This is a genomic window from Pantoea allii, assembly GCF_002307475.1.
Lineage (GTDB): Bacteria > Pseudomonadota > Gammaproteobacteria > Enterobacterales > Enterobacteriaceae > Pantoea > Pantoea allii.
On sequence record NZ_NTMH01000054.1, the window covers coordinates 58,907 to 76,452 of the forward strand.

The 17,546-nt window shown below is 53.7% G+C and carries 17 protein-coding genes; 13 read left to right on the plus strand and 4 right to left on the minus strand.

What is annotated here, in order from left to right; genetic code table 11:
* The first annotated feature begins 2 nt into the window (after positions 1-2).
* The 3 genes from qseG to glnB all read left to right on the plus strand — a co-directional run bounded on the left by qseG (position 3) and on the right by glnB (position 2,425).
* On the plus strand, positions 3-674 hold the full coding sequence (gene qseG / locus CMR03_RS23445) for a two-component system QseEF-associated lipoprotein QseG (RefSeq protein ID WP_063880585.1): 672 nt from the start codon (positions 3-5) through the stop codon (positions 672-674).
* Positions 674-2,008, plus strand: a complete 1,335-nt coding sequence (gene glrR, locus CMR03_RS23450; protein ID WP_063880584.1) for a two-component system response regulator GlrR — start codon at positions 674-676, stop codon at positions 2,006-2,008. Before qseG ends, glrR begins: the two co-directional genes overlap by 1 nt.
* A 78-nt stretch (positions 2,009-2,086) precedes the next feature.
* Entirely contained in the window at positions 2,087-2,425 is a 339-nt protein-coding gene (gene glnB, locus CMR03_RS23455) for a nitrogen regulatory protein P-II (protein ID WP_003848647.1), read from the plus strand.
* Positions 2,426-2,476: 51 nt separating this feature from the next.
* Here glnB and hmpA read toward each other — a convergent pair whose 3' ends face one another.
* Positions 2,477-3,661, minus strand: a complete 1,185-nt coding sequence (gene hmpA / locus CMR03_RS23460) for an NO-inducible flavohemoprotein (protein WP_096012808.1) — start codon at positions 3,659-3,661, stop codon at positions 2,477-2,479.
* A 325-nt stretch (positions 3,662-3,986) separates the two neighbouring features.
* Here hmpA and glyA point away from each other — a divergent pair, with 325 nt between their 5' ends.
* Complete coding sequence (gene glyA, locus CMR03_RS23465; RefSeq protein ID WP_063880582.1) at positions 3,987-5,240, plus strand: serine hydroxymethyltransferase; 1,254 nt, start codon at positions 3,987-3,989, stop codon at positions 5,238-5,240.
* A 130-nt stretch (positions 5,241-5,370) separates the two neighbouring features.
* Positions 5,371-6,519 (plus strand): 3-phenylpropionate MFS transporter, encoded by a 1,149-nt coding sequence (locus tag CMR03_RS23470; protein ID WP_096012809.1) that lies wholly within the window; start codon positions 5,371-5,373, stop codon positions 6,517-6,519.
* On the opposite strand, the gene csiE is transcribed toward CMR03_RS23470, so the two are convergent.
* Entirely contained in the window at positions 6,501-7,769 is a 1,269-nt protein-coding gene (csiE, locus tag CMR03_RS23475) for a stationary phase inducible protein CsiE (protein WP_096012810.1), read from the minus strand. The two genes, CMR03_RS23470 and csiE, sit on opposite strands and share 19 nt — an antisense overlap.
* Before the next feature lie 154 nt (positions 7,770-7,923).
* On the opposite strand from csiE, the gene CMR03_RS23480 reads away from it, so the two are divergent.
* From CMR03_RS23480 to CMR03_RS23490, 3 genes are all read left to right on the plus strand, one after another.
* Complete coding sequence (locus CMR03_RS23480; RefSeq protein WP_063880579.1) at positions 7,924-8,550, plus strand: DUF1007 family protein; 627 nt, start codon at positions 7,924-7,926, stop codon at positions 8,548-8,550.
* A complete protein-coding gene (locus CMR03_RS23485) occupies positions 8,541-9,521 on the plus strand; it encodes a nickel/cobalt transporter (RefSeq protein ID WP_096012811.1) in 981 nt (326 codons plus the stop codon). Before CMR03_RS23480 ends, CMR03_RS23485 begins: the two co-directional genes overlap by 10 nt.
* A gap of 195 nt (positions 9,522-9,716) precedes the next feature.
* Positions 9,717-10,730 (plus strand): hypothetical protein, encoded by a 1,014-nt coding sequence (locus CMR03_RS23490; protein WP_063880577.1) that lies wholly within the window; start codon positions 9,717-9,719, stop codon positions 10,728-10,730.
* Positions 10,731-10,785: 55 nt separating this feature from the next.
* Here the strand turns inward: CMR03_RS23490 and suhB are convergent, their stop codons facing one another.
* Complete coding sequence (gene suhB / locus CMR03_RS23495) at positions 10,786-11,589, minus strand: inositol-1-monophosphatase (protein WP_063880576.1); 804 nt, start codon at positions 11,587-11,589, stop codon at positions 10,786-10,788.
* Positions 11,590-11,708: 119 nt separating this feature from the next.
* Here suhB and trmJ point away from each other — a divergent pair, with 119 nt between their 5' ends.
* From trmJ to sseB, 5 genes are all read left to right on the plus strand, one after another.
* On the plus strand, positions 11,709-12,455 hold the full coding sequence (trmJ, locus tag CMR03_RS23500; RefSeq protein WP_063880575.1) for a tRNA (cytosine(32)/uridine(32)-2'-O)-methyltransferase TrmJ: 747 nt from the start codon (positions 11,709-11,711) through the stop codon (positions 12,453-12,455).
* Between the two features lie 136 nt (positions 12,456-12,591).
* On the plus strand, positions 12,592-13,089 hold the full coding sequence (gene iscR / locus CMR03_RS23505) for a Fe-S cluster assembly transcriptional regulator IscR (protein ID WP_063880574.1): 498 nt from the start codon (positions 12,592-12,594) through the stop codon (positions 13,087-13,089).
* Between the two features lie 89 nt (positions 13,090-13,178).
* On the plus strand, positions 13,179-14,339 hold the full coding sequence (locus tag CMR03_RS23510; RefSeq protein WP_096012812.1) for an IscS subfamily cysteine desulfurase: 1,161 nt from the start codon (positions 13,179-13,181) through the stop codon (positions 14,337-14,339).
* A 127-nt stretch (positions 14,340-14,466) separates the two neighbouring features.
* Positions 14,467-15,753, plus strand: coding sequence for an aminopeptidase PepB (gene pepB, locus CMR03_RS23515; RefSeq protein ID WP_096012813.1), 1,287 nt, complete (start codon positions 14,467-14,469; stop codon positions 15,751-15,753).
* Positions 15,754-15,804: 51 nt separating this feature from the next.
* Positions 15,805-16,569, plus strand: a complete 765-nt coding sequence (gene sseB / locus CMR03_RS23520; RefSeq protein ID WP_096012814.1) for an enhanced serine sensitivity protein SseB — start codon at positions 15,805-15,807, stop codon at positions 16,567-16,569.
* Between the two features lie 33 nt (positions 16,570-16,602).
* On the opposite strand, the gene sseA is transcribed toward sseB, so the two are convergent.
* Positions 16,603-17,445, minus strand: coding sequence for a 3-mercaptopyruvate sulfurtransferase (gene sseA / locus CMR03_RS23525; protein ID WP_096012815.1), 843 nt, complete (start codon positions 17,443-17,445; stop codon positions 16,603-16,605).
* Positions 17,446-17,546: the final 101 nt, after the last annotated feature.

Here is a 17,546-nt window from a genome sequence, read left to right on the forward strand (position 1 = left end):
GCATGAAATTTTTCGCCGTCATTATTTTAAGCGCCCTGAGCAGCATGATGCTCAGTGGATGTGCCTCATCCCCGGTCACCTCAACAACTCAGCCTGCCAGCGGCAACGTTGTGGTGCCTGAAGCCAGCCTGGTTGACTATCTCACCACGCACTGCGGCGATATCTGGCGCATTGAAAATAGCGCCGCTATGACGAATCCCCTTTACTGGATGCGCAGTATCGACTGTGCTGAGCGGCTTTCTCCCGCGGAAGCGCGCGCGGAGGCCCATCGCTGGCCGGTAGACAGTTGGGCGCGAGCGTTTAAGCAAGGCGTCTTAATGGCAAACGGCAATGTGACGCCGCTGGAGCGTCGTGACTACATCAACGTGCTCGATGGCTACAGTGAGCAGTTTCCGTCCAACCTGCGGGCATTCATTCAGCTCTGGCGCAGTAATCAGGTTGCCCAGCTTGAGTTAAGCGCCATGCGTACGCGTTACGCCCATTTACAGCAGAGCAGCGATGCGCAATCAGATTCACTGCGTCAACAGCAGATAAAACTGCGTCAGCAGCTCAGTGATACCCAGCGCAAACTGGAGCGTTTAACCGATATCGAACGCCAGCTTTCGTCGCGCAAAACCTCCGATATGTCTGACGGCAGTCACGGAACGGCCCTGCCACAAGAGGACGAACAGTAATGGTGAAACATGCGGCACACCTGCTTTTAGTGGATGACGATCCCAGCCTGCTCAAACTGTTAGGTATGCGCCTCACCAGTGAGGGATATCAGGTGACCACTGCCGCCAGTGGACCCGAGGCGCTTCGACTTTTGCAGAAAGAGAAAATCGAGCTGGTCATCAGCGATCTGCGCATGGATGAAATGGACGGCCTGGCATTATTTGGCGAAATTCAAAAGCGTCATACAGGCTTGCCGGTCATTATTTTAACGGCTCACGGCTCGATCCCGGAAGCGGTAGCGGCAACGCAGCAGGGCGTTTTCAGCTTCCTGACCAAACCGGTCGATCGCGATGCACTGTATAAGGCGATAGATGAAGCCCTGGCACAGCGCGCGCCAGTGAGTGACGATCGCTGGCGGGAAGCGATTGTCACCCGCAGCCCACAGATGCTGCGTTTGCTTGAACAGGCACATATGGTGGCCCAGTCAGACGTCAGTGTGCTGATCAACGGGCAAAGCGGGACGGGTAAAGAGGTGCTGGCGCAGGCTATCCATGCGGCAAGCCCGCGCGCAGGGCAACCGTTCATCGCCATCAACTGCGGGGCCTTACCCGAGCAACTTCTGGAGTCAGAATTGTTTGGTCATGCCAAAGGTGCCTTTACCGGTGCGGTGAGCGCCCGTGACGGGCTGTTTAAAGCCGCAGAGGGCGGCACGCTGTTTCTGGATGAGATCGGTGATATGCCGCCTGCGCTGCAGGTGAAATTACTGCGCGTGTTACAGGAGCGGAAAGTCCGGCCGCTGGGCAGCAACAATGATATTGATATTAACGTGCGGATTATCTCGGCAACGCACCGGGATCTGCCAAAGGCGATGGAAAAGAAAGAGTTCCGCGAAGATCTGTTTTATCGCCTTAACGTGGTGAATCTGAAAATTCCGGCGCTGCATCAGCGCACAGAAGATATCCCGTTGCTGGCGAACCATCTGCTGCGTCAGGCGGCAGAACGGCACAAACCACAGATACGCAGCTTTTCCGTTGATGCGATGAAGCGCCTGATATCTGCCAGTTGGCCGGGTAACGTACGTCAACTGGTTAACGTTATTGAGCAATGTGTTGCGCTCAGTTCCTCGCCGGTTATCAGCGATGCGCTGGTGGAGCAGGCGCTGAGCGGAGAAAACAGTGCGTTGCCTACCTTTGTAGAAGCGCGAAACCAGTTCGAACTCAATTATCTCCGCAAACTGTTGCAGATGACCAAAGGAAATGTCACCCACGCCGCGCGTCTGGCTGGACGTAACCGTACTGAATTCTATAAGCTGCTGTCACGGCATGAACTGGACGCCAGCGACTTTAAAGAGTAGTTTTCTGCCCCAATAAGCCTGCGGCATTTATACTTAAAAATCCCTCTGCACATGGAGGGCGTGAGGAAAGGATCTGACATGAAAAAGATCGATGCAATTATTAAACCCTTCAAGCTTGATGACGTACGTGAAGCACTCGCTGAAGTCGGCATCACCGGCATGACCGTGAGCGAAGTAAAAGGATTTGGCCGCCAGAAAGGCCATACGGAACTCTACCGTGGCGCAGAGTACATGGTGGACTTCCTGCCTAAGGTCAAAATTGAAATGGTGGTCGGGGACGATATCGTTGATACCTGCGTCGAAACCATCATGCGCACCGCGCAAACCGGCAAAATTGGCGACGGTAAAATCTTTGTTTTCGATGTGGCTCGGGTAGTACGTATTCGTACCGGCGAAGAAGACGAAGAAGCGATTTGATTACGATTGAGTCAGAAGCCCGCCTGTTGCGGGCTTTTTTATGTCCTGAGATCACATCTCTTTATGCGGCCCGAACACCTCATAGTGAATTCTTTCTGCCGCAATGCCCACCGCATGCAACTGCTTAACGATAAAAGACATAAAGCCCAGCGGCCCACACAGGTAGAAGTGGGTGTTCACATCCTGCAGCCGCGCTGACACTCTCGCCAAATCCATAACACCTTGCGCATCATAGCGGCCTACGTCTTGTTCATCGGGCGCGCGATACCAGATGTGCTGTACAAAATCAGGAAGCTGGGCGCCGGTCGTGTTTACTTCCTCTGCGAAGGCATGCTGTTTACCGTTTTCGGCAGCGTGGAGCCAGTTGACGGGCGCCGGATGGCGTTGTGCAGCTAACGCGTGCAGCATGGCCAGCATCGGTGTTTGTCCCACGCCAGCAGAAATGAGTGTGACCGGCGTCGTCGGGCGCACCTGCAGGAAAAAATCGCCATGCGGCGCGGCCAGCTGCACCTCGTCACCCACTTTGGCATGTCGGTGCAGCCAGCCTGATATACTCCCCAGCGCTTCTTGTTTAACCGCGATACGGTAGGTTTTCTCGTTGCTGGCCGTGGTTAGTGAGTACTGACGAATCTGATGATATTCAAACCCCGCAGGCTGTAAGTGAAGCGTCAAATACTGTCCGGGTTTGAACGCTGCAACCGGGCCGCCATCCACAGGCGTAAAGGTAAAGCTTTTAATGACGGCACTTTGCTGTTCCATCGCACTGATGCGAAACGCCCGCTTCCCGCGCCAGCCGCCTTTTTGCTGTTCTGACGCCTGATAAATGGCATCTTCACGCTGAATAAATACCTCTGCCAGTACGTTGTAAGCGCGTCCCCAGGCGGCCAGCGCCTCATCACCTGGATTCAGCAGTGTCTTGATGGTTGCGAGTAAATGCTCACCCACAATTGCATACTGCTCGGGTTGAATAATGAGGCTGGTGTGCTTCTGAGCAATTTTTTCAACTGCGGGCAGTATCGCCGTCAGGTTTTCCAGGTTTGCCCCATAGGCGCATATCGCATTAAACAGGGCTTCGCGCTGACCGCCATTACGTTGGTTATTCATGTTAAAGACATGCTTAAGTTCCGGATGCTGAGAAAACATGCGGTTATAGAAATGCGCCGTGAGATCGGGACCACAGGCGGCGATGGCGGGTAGGGTGGATTTCACGGTAGCAATGGTCTGTGCATCAAGCATGACAACACCTCGTTTAAAGTTGCATTTAAAATGCATCTTATATCCACTTCTTCCACACTGTAAATCTTCGCTTACTTTTTGTTGGCAGCAACTGGCAGGTTTTCGCTACAAAATGGAAGGAAATCTGTTTCATCGTCAGGAATAATGTTGAAGGGCAGGCATTGCAAAAAATGCGGTGAAAATGCTTTGCTATTCCATAGCCAAACGTTTGCGTAAAAAGAGGGAATTCACCCTACCTTACCCAGATAAAACGGTTTACACTGTCAGCCTTCGCCCTCAGGGGGCGTAAATTGCCGATTTAAAGATAGCCAGTCAGGAGATGCGGATGTTAAAGCGTGAAATGAACATTGCCGATTATGATGCCGAGTTGTGGCAGGCGATGGAGCAAGAGAAAGTGCGTCAGGAAGAGCACATTGAACTGATTGCTTCTGAAAACTACACCAGCCCGCGTGTTATGCAGGCGCAAGGTTCACAGCTCACTAACAAATATGCCGAAGGCTATCCGGGCAAGCGTTACTACGGCGGCTGCGAATACGTGGATATTGTCGAGCAACTGGCTATCGATCGTGCTAAAGCCCTGTTTGGCGCAGACTATGCCAACGTTCAGCCTCACTCAGGCTCTCAGGCTAACTTTGCCGTTTTCACCGCACTGTTGCAGCCCGGCGATACCATCCTGGGTATGAATCTGGCACACGGTGGTCACCTGACGCACGGTTCGCCGGTTAACCTGTCAGGTAAACTGTATAATGTTGTGCCTTACGGTATCGATGAAACCGGTAAAATTGACTACAACGAACTGGCCGATCTGGCACAAACCCACAAGCCTAAAATGATCATCGGCGGTTTCTCGGCGTATTCCGGTATTTGCGACTGGGCTAAAATGCGTGAAATCGCTGACAGCGTTGGCGCATGGCTGTTTGTTGATATGGCGCATGTTGCGGGTCTGATTGCTGCGGATGTTTACCCTAACCCGGTTCCTCACGCGCACATCGTAACCTCCACAACGCACAAAACCCTTGCGGGTCCGCGTGGTGGCATCATCCTGGCTCAGGGTGGCGACGAAGATCTGTACAAAAAGCTTAACTCTGCTGTATTCCCTGGTGGACAGGGCGGCCCGCTGATGCATGTCATCGCAGGTAAAGCCGTTGCTTTTAAAGAAGCGATGGAGCCTGAGTTTAAAGTCTACCAGCAGCAGGTGGCAAAAAACGCCAAAGCAATGGTAGAGGTGCTGATTGAGCGTGGCTACAACATCGTATCAGGTGGCACCTATAACCACCTGTTCCTGATCGACCTGGTCAGCAAAAACATGACCGGTAAAGAAGCGGATGCCGCGCTGGGCCGTGCTAACATCACCGTGAACAAAAACAGCGTGCCGAACGATCCGAAAAGTCCGTTTGTCACCTCAGGTGTGCGTATTGGTACGCCAGCCGTCACGCGCCGTGGCTTTAAAGAAGCGGACGTGCGTGAACTGGCCGGTTGGATCGCTGATGTGCTAGATAACGTCAATGATGAAGCCACCATTGAACGCACCAAGCAGAAAGTGCTGGATATCTGTGCGCGTCTGCCGGTTTACGCATAACAGGCTCTGTTGAAAACACAGTCTGACAAGAGGATGGCCCCGGCCATCCTTTTTTATTGCCTGCACGACCCGGCTCTGCCAAAGTAACGACCACTCATTATTGCCTGGTAGCATCGCTGCTGGAGGGAACATGGCAATCGGCTCCGCCAGGTGGCTTGGATTAAGCTACTTCACCTACTTTTTCTGTTACGGTATTTATCTTCCTTTCTGGGGCGTCTGGCTTAAAGGTGTCGGTCTGGACCCTGAACAAATTGGCTTGTTACTGGGATGCGGCATGGTAGCGCGCTTTGTTGGCAGTTTGTTTATTGCTTCCCAGGTTAAAAATCCAGCACAACTGATTACGGCGTTACGGCTGCTGGCGCTGCTGACCTGTTTTATTGCCGTTGGTTATTGGGTCGGGCAACAGTGGATGTGGCTGCTGTTAGTGATGACCGGTTTTAACCTGTTTTTCTCACCGCTGGTGCCGTTAAGCGATGCCCTGGCTGCAACCTGGACACAGCAGATTGGTCTGGCCTATGGACCCGTGCGCCTGTGGGGTTCCCTGGCATTTGTGATTAGCTCGGCGCTGACCGGGATGCTGGTGAGTGCGTTCTCTTCACAGGCGATCCTCATGCTGCTGTCTGTGGGGCTGGTCAGCATGCTGGCGGGCATGTTGCTGACGCCACGAACACATCCTCAGGGCAGCGAAAGGCAGGGCGGGGTAAGCGGTGGCTGGCAGGCCTGGCGTGACCTGATAAAGGAAAACGCGGTCTGGCGCTTTATGGTGTGCGTCACGTTATTACAGGGCGCGCATGCCGCCTATTACAGCTTTAGCGCAATCTGGTGGCAGGAGAGCGGCTATTCCGCGTCGGTGGTCGGTTATTTATGGTCGCTGGGCGTGGTGGCTGAAATAGTGGTATTTGCATTGAGTCACCGGCTGTTTCCACGCTGGCGCGCGCGCGATCTGCTGCTGCTCTCGGGCCTCTGTGCGCTGATTCGCTGGAGCCTGCTGGGAGCCAGCACCGCCTTGCCATTGCTGATCGTGGCGCAAATTCTGCACTGCGGCAGCTTTACGGTCTGCCATCTGGCCGCGATGCGTTTCATCGCTTCACGTCAGGGAACGGATGTTATTCGTTTGCAGTCACTCTATTCGGCGCTGGCGATGGGCGGCGGTATTGCGGTGATGACCATGATTTGCGGCGTCCTTTTTACCCATCTGCAGGGTCATCTCTTCTGGGTCATGGCGCTGGTTGTACTGCCTGCACTGTTCCTGCGCCCGCGCTACGATTCAAGCAAATAGCGAATGCGTTGCTGATGGTATTCTGTCAGCGGCAGTTCTGCGTGAATCAGCGGGGGCGAGAACAGCGGCAGCGAAGTCACATAAGGCGAAATAATTAAATCGACTTCGCGCGGTGCGCCATCGCGCTGAAAATCCTCAACGCGCTGGTAAGTAATATTGACAGGCAGCAAGGTGATCTCCCGGATCTGCTGCTCGACATCCTGTTCCAGCTCGGGATCGTCACCGGTAAGCAGCAGCACCTGTTTTTCCTGTAGCGCACTACTTTGCATGAGCCAGGCACCTAAAATCACGGTGATCAGACTAACCTCTTCCGCTTCGAAACAGATCTCATATTCCTGCTCAAAAGCGGCCAGCGCCTGCTGTGTCGTGCGCAGCAGGCGCGGATAAAGCCTGGTTACGTCTTGTGCCACACTGTCATCAATACCAATAGTAAAGTAGGTGCGATCCAGCGCCTGAGCTAAATGGGTATATAACTGCTGCTGCAGTTCAGATCGTTCATGAAAAGCGTTGCCAGCATAATGCTCAAAGTCATCAATCAGTCGCTGAGTGGCGCGCATCAGACGCTGTTCGCTGGAATGCGTGACGCAGTCTGGATCAGGCGAGTGGAGCAGGCTAAAGAGCAGCGTCCAGAAATCAGTCTCGCTGGCGTCCGGCGACAGATGGCAGCGTTTTTGCCAGTGATGGATGACATCTGTTGCGGCCTGGCGTTCTGCCTTTGCTGCCAGCCATGCCTGCTGCTGGGCAGTAAAGATGGCAGGCTGGCGTTGGCACAGACCGTATTTCATAAATATTTGTAAAAAGAGTTGATCGCGTGTGCTGAACGGGCGATTAAGGCACAGGCTGCAGTGCTGAATTAGCGCCTGCAAGTTGGTCTCATCGTACAGCGCTTTTTCAATTTTCATCTGTTTCAGACGCTGACGTAAGGGGGCAGCAAAATGCTCGCAGACAAAGGCCTGCGACAGTCGCAGGCTGCGTCGCAAATTGTGTATTAAGCAAATTCGGCGATCCAGCTCTGTACCATGAATGCGTAGGCTGCCATCCACCATCTGGTGAAGCTCCAGTTGATGATAGCGCTGTATCTCATCACCGACTTCCGCGATATCTTGTCGCGCGGTGGCGATATCCACTCCGTTCAGCAGGCTTAATCTTTTAAGCGTTAGCGCAGGAGCAGGCAGAAACAGCAGTAACAACAGATGGCAGCGACGCTGTAAACCGGTGAAGAGTGGTGCTGAAGATGTAGCAGAACTCATCAATCATTATCCAGCAGGCTATTTTTAGCTAAGAATAGTCAACCACCTGGACCAGTGAACGGTTTACCCGACTTTTTGTTCAGAGGTTTAAGGCGGGTCACAAAATTTTGTTACTTATGAAACCTTTTCATCAGGAAAGTTACTTTATAACATTATGAAACGCATGTTTTTCGTACTACTCTGCCTGGTAAGTTCGTCAGTCCTGGCACATCCCCATAGCTTTATCGATATGAAAACCGAGCTGGTCACGAAGGACGATCGTTTCACTGGCCTGAAAATGACCTGGACCATGGATGAGATTACGTCTGCCGATTTGCTGTATGACGCGAGTGATGCCAAACCGGGTACGGTGGTATGGAAGAAGCTGGCTGCGGGAGTGATGGCTAACGTGCTTGGACAACATTACTTTTCTGAAATCTGGCACAACAAGCAGCGGGTGAAGTTCTTGAATTTACCAACAGAGTACAATCTGTCACGCAGCGGCAACAAGGCGGTACTGGAGTTTGTCCTGCCGCTGGCCGAGCCGCCTTTACTCAACAATGAGCGCTTCGAGATTTTGACCTTCGATCCCACCTACTTCGTCGATATGTTTTACGACAAACCTGAGGCGCTAAGCGTACCGCCAGCGTTACAGTCACGCTGTTCATTTACGTTACATACGCCAAAGCCTGACGATTCATTGAAACAATATGCCCTCTCGCTTGACAAGGCGGATGCGCCGCCAGAGGAAATGGATTTAGGCAGGCAGTTCGCGCAAACGGTGATCCTGACATGTCACTAACGCTTACGACGAGGCCCAAAAAAAGGCTGTGGCCGCTGGCGCTATTTGCCGCAGCGCTTGGTACGGTGGGGGCGGCAATCTGGCTACACTGGCCGCAGATACTCCTGCAAAGTGTTCTCTGGCAAAAAGTGTTGCATCGCCAGATGACCCAGCTCCTGCAGCAGGTTGCAGAGCAGCCCCATCATGCCGGACTGTCGTTACTGGCATTTAGCCTGATTTATGGCGTGCTCCATGCATTAGGGCCGGGCCACGGTAAAGTGGTGATTACTACCTTCCTGGCAACCCATCCGGCAAAATTAAAAACCAGCATGAAGCTGACGTTGCTGGCCTCCCTGCTTCAGGGCTCGGTCGCCATTATCCTGGTCACGCTGATGCTCGTGGTGCTGAAAACCTCGTCGCGCCAGCTGCATCTCAGCAGTTTCTGGCTGGAGAAGGGCAGCTACCTGCTGGTTATTGCCTTAGGCATCTGGGTTGGCTACCGGGCAATCAAGACGCTTTGGTTGCTGCTGCGTCCACCGTCGGCAATGAAAATTCATGCGATCCATCCTCACCATCAACATGATGAGCATTGTGGTTGCGGGCATGCGCATCTGCCGAGTGCGCAGCAGGTGGCCGGCGCAGTTAACGGCAAAACCCAACTGCTGGTGGTGGTGTCGATGGGACTGCGGCCCTGCTCTGGCGCGGTTATGATGCTGCTGTTTTCTAAGGTGATTGGCGTTTATCTGTGGGGCGTGCTCTCTGCAGCCGTCATGGCCCTGGGCACCGCCCTGACCATTTCTGCCATTGGTTTACTGGTTCAGCGTTCCCGTGCTCTGGCGCAACGTCTTGGCGCTGACAGCCAGGCGGGTAAAGGTGCGCGCAGCCTGCTGCCTGTGCTGGCATTAGTGGGAAGTCTGACATTAATTGTTGTGGGCTGTGCACTTTGGCAATCAGCCCAACCCGGGCTGGCGGGTGGAATCCGGCCGTTTTAATTTCCTTAGCAGCGGAAGTCAATTTCCGCTGTGAATTCTCCGCTTTTTCTTTTCCTCTGCTATTTTCATTTTTCTGTTGACGGTTTAGTGGTGAAAGTTGTTTTCACTGACTACGCTATTAACAGCTAATCCACTTCCCATCCTGGGAATAAATAAACATGGCACGGCTTTTCTGTGTTGCGAGGAAAATATCTCATGGCTGATACCCGTATTAATAATGGTTACCACGATCCGCTGGTAACTGGAACGGCAGGTTTACCCCTTAAACGCATTTCATGGAGTGCCATTTTTGCCGGTGTAATTTGTGCTTTGATTATTCACATATTATTAACCTTGCTGGGTACGGCAATTGGTGCTACCACCATTGATCCTTTGCAGGAAGATAATCCATTTAAACATTTGGGAACCGGTGCCTTAGTCTGGACGGCAATTGAAATGCTCCTCGCCATTGCTGCCGGTGGTTACGTCGCCGGACGCCTGGCCCAGCGTGAAGGTGCGCTGCACGGACTGCTGATGTTTGGTATTAGCACCGTTTTAACTATTTACCTGGCGGTCAGCCTTGCCAGTAGCGTATTAGGCGGTGCCATGAATATTCTTGGCACGGGTTTTCAGGCGGTAGGCAGTGGTATTTCAGCAGCTGCGCCATCTGTTACGCAAATGGCAAAAGACAAACTGCAGCAAAACAATATTAATTTAAACGATATGCAGAAAGAACTGGAAACTACGTTGCGTCAAACGGGTAAGCCTGAATTACAACCGGAAAAACTGAAGCAGGATGCGAATAATGAAGCGCAGAATGCAGAGAACCAGGCGAATAATACCGCTAACCATCCTCAAACCGCCGACACAGATTTAACCAACTGGTTTAAAGGCGTCATTGAACGTCATTCGGATACGTTACAGGCAGCCGACCGTGATGCGTTAAAAAATATTATTAAAGCGCGGACCGGAAAAAGCGATCAGGAAGCAGAACAGATCGTTAATCAGGCTGAACAAAGCTATCAGCAGGCCATGCAGAAATATCAGGAACTGAAAAAACAGGCAGAGCAGAAAGCGCGCGAAGCGGGTGAACAGGCTGCCAAGGCAACGGCCAAAGCCAGCTGGTATGCCTTCTTTATCCTGATTATTGAAGCCGTACTGGCAGGTGTGATGGGAATGGTGGGTCGTCGTACTCAGCCAGCTCAGGTACTCACACACGAACGTCACTAACCGACAGGCAATAAAAAAGGCGGCACGTTAACGTGCCGCCTTTTCTTTTAGCACTTTAGCGCTTCAGCGCTTCGCTCAGCTCATCACGCATCGCGGATAACAGCGATTTCACCACGCGAGGATTACCGGCAACGATGTTGCCTGATTGCAGGTAGCCGTGGTTGCCTGTGAAGTCAGTAATCAGCCCGCCAGCTTCACGCACCAGCAGTTCACCTGCGGCGAAATCCCAGGGTTTCAGACCAATTTCAAAATAACCGTCAACCCGACCTGCCGCAACATAGGCCAGATCCAGCGCAGCAGAACCCGTGCGACGGAAGTCGGCACACTGGGTAAACAGTTTCGTCAGGATGTTCATGTAGGCTGGCGCGTGCTGCTTGAGCTTAAAAGGGAAACCTGTGGCAAGAATCGTGCCGTCCAGATCGCGAGCAATGCTGCCACGCAGGCGGTATCCATTAAGTTGCGTACCTTGTCCACGCACGGCGCTGAACAGTTCATTACGCATTGGATCGTAAACGACAGCCACTTCTGTACGGCCTTTAATACGGACGGCAATAGAAACGGCGAAGTGGGGCAGACGTTTGATAAAGTTGGTGGTGCCATCCAGCGGATCGATTACCCATTGAATGTCCTGATCTTCCCCCTCCAGCTCACCGCTTTCTTCAGTGATGATGGTATGTTTTGGGTAGGATTTACGAATGACTTCGATAATCAGGCGTTCTGCGTCGCGGTCAACATTAGTTACGAAGTCGTTGCTGCCTTTCTGGCTGGCCTCGACGGCGTCCGGGGTTTCATAATTCTTGGCAATTAAATTTCCGGCCTTGCGCGCTGCGCGCACGGCAATGTTGAGCATTGGATGCATCGGTATCTCTCGCTGGATGTTAAAGAACGGGGAAAACGGCGCGGAGTATAGCAGGGTGTTCGGTAAATGTCCTGCTTTATGTTAGAGTACGCCTCATCATTTTCTGACCGATCCCAATTATGCTGCAAAATATTCGTATCGTGCTGGTGGAAACTTCTCATACCGGCAACATGGGCTCCGTAGCGCGCGCCATGAAAACCATGGGGTTAACGAACCTCTATTTGGTCAACCCACTGGTGAAGCCTGATTCTCAGGCTATCTCTCTGGCTGCGGGTGCCAGTGACGTGATTGGCGAGGCGAAGATTGTTGACTCGCTGGATGAGGCCATTGCCGGGTGCAGCCTGGTGGTGGGCACCAGCGCACGTTCCCGCTCTTTGCCCTGGCCGATGCTGGACGCCCGCGAATGCGGTGTTAAAAGCATTGAAGAAGGGCAGCAGGCACCCGTCGCGCTGGTGTTTGGCCGTGAACGTGTTGGCTTGACCAACGAGGAACTGCAAAAGTGCCACTATCACGTGGCGATCCAGGCCAATCCAGAATACAGCTCGCTCAACCTGGCGATGGCCGTGCAGATTATTGCTTATGAAGTGCGCATGGCCTGGCTGCAGGCGCAAGAGAAGCAGAGTCCAAAACCGCAGTACGACGCTTCACCTTATCCGCTGGTGGACGATCTGGAGCGCTTCTATCAGCATATGGAAAACATGATGCTGGAAAGCGGGTTTATCCGCGAAGCCAACCCCGGTCAGGTGATGAGCAAACTGCGTCGTCTGTATACGCGCGCCCGTCCTGAACGCGATGAGCTGAATATTTTGCGCGGTATGCTCTCATCTTTTGAGAAGCGCAAAAAGACGAAGCCGGACAGCGAATAATAGTTGAGTAAATTACCAGGTTAAATACTTGAGTAATTTACTTGGTTAAATAGTTGACCAAATTACTCGGGAATGTCAGACTTGCTGTCATCTTCGCTAATCCTCCGATAACCGGACGCTATTGAGGTTGTATGCTATGAGACTGACATCCAAAGGACGTTATGCTGTTACCGCTATGCTGGACGTTGCCCTGCATTCTCACCAGGGCCCGGTTCCACTGGCTGATATCTCTGAACGCCAGGGCATTTCGCTCTCCTATCTGGAGCAGTTATTCTCGCGTTTACGCAAGCATGGCCTGGTCGCAAGCGTTCGTGGCCCGGGTGGCGGCTATCTGTTAGGTAAAGAAGCCAATGCGATTGCGGTAGGTGAAGTGATCACCGCCGTGGATGAGTCCGTGGACGCGACCAAGTGTCAGGGTAAAGAAGGCTGCCAGGGCGGCGAACGCTGCCTGACTCACGTCTTATGGCGCGATCTGAGCGTGCGCATCAGTGAGTTCCTGAACAACATTACGCTGGCCGAGCTGGTGAATAATCAGGAAATCCTGGACGTGGCCGATCGCCAAAATGCCAACGACAACCGCCGTTTCCAGAACTCCCGTGCTCAGGAAATCAACGTTAACCTTCGCGCCTCGTAATCCTCCGCTTCTCCGGCCCTTACTGCTAACGCGGTAGGGGCTGAATCTGCTATAAATACGTATGATTTTCTATACGGAGCTGTAGCGCAATGAAATTACCGATTTACCTGGATTATGCCGCCACCACGCCGGCCGATCCGCGTGTGGCCAGCAAAATGATGCAATTCCTGACGCTGGATGGCACGTTTGGTAACCCGGCCTCCCGTTCACACCGTTTCGGCTGGCAAGCAGAAGAAGCGGTGGACGTTGCGCGTAATCAGGTTGCAGAGCTGGTCAATGCTGACCCGCGTGAAATTGTGTTTACCTCCGGTGCGACCGAATCCGATAATCTTGCGATTAAAGGTGCCGCCCATTTCAATCAGGCGCGTGGCAAGCACATTGTCACCAGCATAACCGAACATAAAGCGGTGATTGATACTTGCCTGCAACTCGAACGAGAAGGGTTTGACATCACCTGGTTGACGCCCGCCGCGAACGGCCTGATCGCTGTTGAGGATCTGCGCGCGGCGGTGCGTGACGACACGGTTCTGGTGTCGATCATGCACGTGAACAATGAAATCGGCGTGATTCAGGATATTGCCGCGCTGGGCGCGCTTTGTCGCGAACAGGGCATCCTGTTTCATGTTGATGCGACCCAGAGCGTGGGTAAACTCCCGATTGATCTCAGCGAACTCCCTGTCGATCTGATGTCTTTTTCCGCCCATAAAGTTTATGGTCCCAAAGGCATCGGCGCGCTGTATGTGCGCCGTAAACCGCGTATCCAAATCGATGCACAAATCCACGGCGGCGGTCATGAGCGTAATATGCGTTCGGGCACCTTGCCTGTGCACCAGATTGTCGGTATGGGTGAAGCCTATCGCATTGCCCGTGAAGTCCGTGAAGACGAGATGGCGCGCCTGGCTGCACTGCGTGACCGGCTCTGGCAGGGACTTCGTCAGACAGGTGGCGTGAGTGTCAACGGTGATTTGCAGCACAGTTGCGCCAACATTCTTAACGTGAGTTTTGCTGACGTTGAAGGTGAGTCGTTGATCATGGCGTTGAAAGATCTCGCGCTGTCGTCTGGATCGGCCTGTACCTCTGCCAGTCTGGAACCTTCCTATGTCCTGCGCGCGCTTGGCCTGAACGAAGAGCTGGCACACAGTTCGCTTCGCTTCTCGTTGGGACGCTTTACCACTGAAGAAGAGATCGACTATGCCATCGCGCTGGTGCAGAAGTCTGTTACCCGGCTGCGCGAACTCATGAAGTCATAATGCATTTGCCAGCCGAGGCTGACAAACTGTGCGCCGACAACGTCTGCGGCGTGCAGCGTAACATCTGAATTAAAAGCCGTCGCAAAAACAGGCTGGATGAAACGAATAACGAATACGGAGCCCTACAATGAATACACAACCCATGAAGATAACTCTCAGCAGCCAGCCCGCCGATGCGCGCTGGGGCGAAAAAGCGCTGTTAAGCAGCAACGAAAACGGCATGACGCTGCACCTGCGTGATGCGGATGCATTGATGACCATCCAGCGGGCTGCCCGTAAACTGGATGGACAGGGCATTCGTCATGTGGCGCTGGCGGGTGAAGGCTGGCACCTGGAGCAGTGCTGGGCGTTCTGGCAGGGCTATCGCGGTCCAAAAGGTAAAAACCAGGTGGACTGGCCGCAACTGGGTGAACACGAGCAGGCGGAGTTTGATCGCCGCCGTAAGATCGTGGGCTGGGTGCGCGATACCATCAATTTACCTGCAGACGATCTGGGCCCGGAAACACTGGCGCACAGCGCTATCGACTTACTCAGTGAACTGGGTGGTGAAGCCGTCAGCTATCGCATCACCAAAGGCGACGATTTACGTGAACAAGGCTATATGGGCCTGCACACCGTCGGTCGCGGCTCCAACCGTCCGCCGGTCTTTTTAGCGCTGGATTTCAACCCAACCGGCGACAGCGAAGCTCCCGTTTACGCGTGTCTGGTGGGCAAAGGCATTACCTTTGATACCGGCGGCTACAGCCTGAAACCGAGCGCTGGCATGGACTCGATGAAGTCAGACATGGGCGGCGCAGCCACCGTGACTGGTGCACTGGCTATGGCAATCTCTCGCGGCCTGAATAAGCGCGTTAAGCTCTATCTCTGCTGCGCGGATAACATGGTCAGCAGCAACGCCTTTAAGCTGGGCGACATTATTCGTTACCGCAACGGCAAGTCAGTGGAAGTGATGAACACCGACGCTGAAGGCCGCCTGGTGCTGGCTGATGGTCTGATTGATGCCAGCGAGCAGAACCCGACGCTTCTGATCGATGCGGCAACCCTGACCGGTGCAGCGAAAACGGCGGTGGGTAACGATTATCACGCACTCTTTACCTTTGACGATAATCTGGCGCAGTCGGTGATGGGCAGCGCAGTCAGCGAAAACGAACCTTTCTGGCGTCTGCCGCTGGCAGAATTCCATCGCAACCATCTGCCGTCGAACTTTGCCGATCTGAACAACATCGCCAGCCCGGCGCACTCGGCGGGTGCCAGCAGCGCTGCCGCGTTCCTGTCGTACTTCGTCAGCAACTATCAGCAGGGCTGGTTACACATTGACTGCTCAGCAACTTACCGCAAAAGCGCGGTGGATCAGTGGGCTGCCGGTGCAACCGGTCTTGGAGTGCGGACCCTCGCCAACCTGTTACTGAAATAAGCGCAATCCAGCGGTGGCCTGGCCACCGCTTTCTGAAGGTAGAAGTAAACTATGAACCGTCTTGAAGAGGTACTGAAGCTGGCAGCGACCGAGCCTGCGCACCGGCCTGAATTTTTCCAGCTGTTGCTGGAAGCCGATGTCTGGGTCCCCGGCGAAAGTACCAGCCAGCAGTTGGATGCCAGCACGCCAGTCGATCTCCAGCACTGGGAGAAAGAGGATGGCAGCAGCGTCATTCCGTTTTTTACTTCCGAACAGGCAATGAGCGACGCCGTCGATGACGAACAGGCGTATTTACGTTTACCCGTGCGCACCCTGTTTGAAATGACGCGCGGCGAAACCCTGTTTCTCAATCCAAAACTGCCTACCGGCAAAGAGTTCTCCGCCGCGGAAATCAGCCATCTGCTGGGCGAAGAAGGCAGTGCACTCACGCAGCAAAGCGTGCTGGAAGGGGGACAGTCGCTGTTGCTGTCAGAAGTGGCAGAGCCGCCCGCTCAGATGATCGACTCGCTGACCCAGCTGTTTAGTAAATATAAGCAGGTGAAACGCGCCTTTGTTGCCAGCATCCGAGAACATGCTGATGAGCAGGCTAACTTGCTGATTGGAATTGAAGCGGACAGCGATATTGAGACGATTATTCAGGCCGCCGGCAGCGTTGCCAGCGACACATTACTGGATGATGCACCCATTGATATCTGCGAGGTCACGGCAGAAGATCGCGGCATTAGCCACTTTTTTACCGCCCACATTACGCCCTTTTATGAACGCCGCTGGGGAAGCTTCCTGCGCGAGTTCAAAGGCGGTCAGCGTATTATCTGACAACGCGCGCGGCCGCTCTGGCCGCGCGTTTCCTTATTTCGCAATCGGCAAATCGTCCCGGCTGCCCCATTCGCCCCAGGAACCGTCATAGAGCGAGACATCCCGGACACCCAGCGACGTCAGCGCCAGAATCAACACGACTGCGGTCACGCCTGAGCCACAGGTGGCGACAATGGGTTGATGAATATCCACGCCTGCTTCGGCAAACAGGGCGCGCAGTTCGGATGCCGGCTTCAGTTGTCCCTGTTCAACCAGCAGGTTCCACGGCAGATTCAAACTGTTGGGAATGTGCCCGCGATGTAAACCGGGACGCGGTTCATCTACCTCGGCATTGAAGCGGTTAGCCGCGCGCGCATCCACAATTTGCGCACCACCTTCATGGCTAATCAGCAGCACGTCAGTCAGGCGTTTCACCAGGCCGTCATCAAACTCTGCGTCAAATTCACCTTCAGGCAGGCTCACTTCGCCCTCCGCCAGCGTCAAGCCTGCGGCTTTCCAGCCTTGTAAACCGCCTGCCAGAATGGAAACCTGCGCCACACCAAATGCGCGTAGCATCCACCAGGCGCGGGGCGCAGAAAACAGGTTGCCCTCATCATAAACAATCAGATGTTTATCACTGTTCACACCCAGCTCGCGCATGGCCACGGCAAAACTTTCAGCGCGCGGGAGCATATGCGGATAAGGGCTGGTGTGATCGGAAAGTGCTTCAATATTAAAGAAAGGTGCGTGGGGCAAATGCCCCGCCAGGTATTCAGCCTGGATATTGCGAACCGCATCCATGCCTGGCGGCAGCATACGTGCGTCCAGTACCTGCAGCGTTTCATCATTGTAGTGTTCTTGTAACCAGTCGGCGGACACAAACAGTGGCGTCGTCATAACAACCTCATCTCAGCAATCTGTCATGCCAGTGTCGGGTAATGTGCACACCATCTCAAGAGAAGCGTTGATTAAATGCGAGCATTGATGTGAAATTGCCC